Origin of the sequence: uncultured Rikenella sp. (genome assembly GCF_910577125.1) — a bacterium.
Taxonomy (GTDB): domain Bacteria; phylum Bacteroidota; class Bacteroidia; order Bacteroidales; family Rikenellaceae; genus Rikenella.
Genome location: NZ_CAJTMN010000158.1, coordinates 1 through 3330, shown reverse-complemented (window position 1 = coordinate 3330; position 3330 = coordinate 1). Strand labels below are relative to the sequence as shown.

Below are 3330 nucleotides of genomic sequence, written 5' to 3'. Positions count from 1 at the left end.
CCGCGCGCCTTGGGAAATCTTGTTCAAACACGACTGCGTGTTTGAACGATTTCCCTTTTAAGGCGACGGCGCGCGGTGGTTAGTACTTTTTGAGTCGCCCGCGGCAATTCTCGTTGGTTGGCTGAATGCCAACCCACAGAATATGCCCTTTTAGGCGGGCGCGCGACGAACTTTGAACTGGATGGAACTGCGCTCAGGCCGCGCGGGCCCCACGTCCCGTGGACGGGCGAAACTGCGTTTCGCTGCGGCAGCCTATACCACATTCTTTGACCGCGCGCCTTTGGAAATCCAGTCAAAACACGCAAGCGAGTTTTGACGATTTCCCTTTTCAGGCGTCGGCGCGCGGTGGTTAGTACTTTTTGAGTCGCCCGCGGCAATTCTCGTTGGTTGGCCAAGTGCCAACCAACAGGATATGCCCTTTTACGCGGGCGGGCGACTGTCGATCTTTGCCCCGGATAGAACTGCCCTCGGGCCGGGCGGGCCCCACGTCCCGTGGACGGGAAATGCTTCGCATTTCTGCGGCTGTGTCAGCCCAATCTGTGGGTGGGTAGAGGTTGCCTGTTAGGGTAGACCCGGCCATTTGTGAGTGCGACACGCACCGTTTATTCCGAGAGGCAACGCAACTGAAAACCGAAGCCACGATGATCTGCGCTCCTGGCATTGAGACTCGTTACACTGGAACTCAATTTCATGCCATTGGTACTGTTGAACGAAAACGACCAGCTGCAGCCGTAGTTGCCGACGTTATATAATGCACCTCCGCCAGCGCCGCGAGAACCTGAGTCGCGGAAGCCCGGGGCGGAGCGCCGAAATCGCATCCCGTTCAGCTACAACAAAATAAAAAGAGGAGAAAGGCTTTTTTCGTGGTGAATGAACAAGAAAAAAGCATGAGACTCATATTTTTCGGAATGGCAGACGTTGGCGGGGGTGTCTGCCGGAAAAACACAAGCCTCATGCAAAAAATCACCGTGATTTCATCCGCCTTTCGGAACGAAAGCCTGCCGATAGGCAGGGGATGAAATCCACAGGCAAAGGTACAAACAAAATCGGAATCTGCAAAAAAACGATTAATTTTACCTCCGCAATCGCAAAACCGAAAACTTTACGACCCCGATGAATCGTTATTACCTTGCCGGAGTGGCTGCCGTTGCCGCAGTCACAGCCGGCTGTCAAAGCACGATGGCTATCAAAACGAAACCTTATCCCGAAACCCGAAAAGACACCACCGTGGTGGACGATTACCACGGTACGCGGGTGGCAGACCCGTACCGCTGGCTCGAAGACGACCGGTCGGACGAAACCGCCGCCTGGGTGACCGCTCAGAACGCTGTGACGCAGGACTATCTGGCCCAGATTCCTTATCGCGGACAGATCAAACAGCGGCTCACCGAACTTTACGACTATCCGAAAGAGGGGACACCGTTCCGCGTCGGCGAGTACTACTTCTTCTACCGGAACGACGGCCTGCAGAACCAAAGCGTGCTGTATTACAGCAAAGGGCTCGACGGTGCGCCGGAGGTCTTCCTCGACCCCAACACCTTGTCGACGGACGGAACCGTGGCGCTGAATACCGTCACCTTCTCGAAAGACGACCGCTATGCAGCCTATTCCGTTTCCCGGTCGGGGTCGGACTGGGTCGAGATCTATGTGATGGAGGTCGCTACGCGCCAGCAATTGGCGGACAAGATCGAATGGGTGAAGTTCAGCGGCGCCAGCTGGGGAGACGGCGGCTTCTACTACAGCCGCTACGATGCGCCGGCAGAGGGGGCGAGCGCATACTCCGCGAAAAACGAATACCAGAAAGTCTATTTCCACAAACTGGGAACTTCGCAGGCGGAAGACCGGCTGATTTATGAAGATAAAACGCATCCCCTGCGCTACTTCTCGGGCTTTGTGAGCGACGACTTCCGGTGGCTCTTCATCATCGGATCGGAGGGGACGAGCGGCAACGAGATACTCTATAAGAGTCTGACCGTGCCGAACGCGCCGTTCAAAACGCTCTTCAAGGGCTTTGCGAACGACTATTCCATCGTGGATTGCATCGGGAATACGGCCTATGTGCTGACCAACGCGGAGGCGCCGAACTTCCGGCTGGTGTCGGTCGATTTGAATGCCGCTGTGCCGGTGGCCACAGATGTGATTCCGGAGTCTGAAAACCTGCTGGAGTGGGCGACGACGGCCGGAGGGGCGATCTTTGCCGGATATCTCAAAGACGCTTCGAGCCGCGTTTATCAATATGATTTCGACGGTGCTCTGGTGCGCGAGATCGCGCTGCCGGGGATCGGCACGGCGGGCGGTTTCAGCGGCGAGGCGGAAGATACCGAGGTCTTCTACGGTTTCAGCAGTTTCAATGTACCGCCGACGTCGTACCGCTACACGATCGCGGACGGGACTTCGACGTTGTACCACGAGACGAAGGTGAATTTCGACGTCTCGGCGTTCACGGTGGAACAGGTCTTCTACCCGTCGAAAGACGGTACCCGGATTCCGATGTTCCTGGTCTACAAGAAGGGGCTGAAGCGCGACGGGTCGAATCCGGTCTACCTCTACGCCTACGGCGGGTTCAACATCAGCCGCACGCCGGGCTTCTCGGCGTCGAACATCCTGCTGCTGGAGCAGGGGGGCATTTATGCGCTGGCCAATATCCGCGGCGGGGGCGAGTATGGCGAGGCGTGGCACCGGGCCGGGATGCTGGAGAAAAAACAGAACGTTTTCGACGACTTTATCGCGGCGGCCGAGTATCTGATCGCCGAAAAATACACCTCGCCGCAGAAACTGGCCATCGCGGGCGGTTCGAACGGGGGGCTGCTGATCGGGGCCTGCCTGACGCAGCGGCCGGATCTCTACTGTGCGACCTTCCCGATGGTGGGGGTGCTGGACATGCTGCGCTACCACCGCTTTACGATCGGCTGGGGCTGGGTCGTGGAGTACGGTTCGGCGGACAATGCGGCGGACTTCCCGTACCTGTATAAATACTCGCCGCTGCACAACATCAAACCGGGGACGTGCTATCCGCCGACGATGATCATGACGGCGGATCACGACGACCGGGTGGTGCCGGCGCACTCGTTCAAGTTCGGCGCGACGCTCCAGGCGGCGCAGGGGTGCGAAAACCCGATCCTCTTGCGTGTCGAGTCGGATGCGGGACACGGGGCGGGCAAGCCGATCTCGAAGTCCATTCAGGAACAGACCGATATCTGGTCGTTCTTCCTGTGGAACGCGGGTGTCCGTAATTTTTAACCACCGTTCGTTTATCGGTCTTTGTCCCGCCTCGAACTGTTCTCTTTGTGAACAAAGAGAACCAGAAAACCGACGCTGCCAGCGAGAGCA

General features: G+C 57.7%; 1 protein-coding gene. It reads left to right on the top strand.

The genetic code is table 11. The features are described 5' to 3' along the window. Window positions 1-1113: 1113 nt before the first annotated feature. On the top strand, window positions 1114-3240 hold the full coding sequence (locus QZ292_RS10090; RefSeq protein ID WP_294601164.1) for a prolyl oligopeptidase family serine peptidase: 2127 nt from the start codon (window positions 1114-1116) through the stop codon (window positions 3238-3240). Window positions 3241-3330 lie beyond the last annotated feature (90 nt).

Excerpts from the sequence above, each read along its gene's own strand:
- QZ292_RS10090 (WP_294601164.1), top strand. The coding sequence starts at position 1,114 with ATGAATCGTTATTACCTTGCCGGAGTGGCTGCCGTTGCCGCAGTCACA.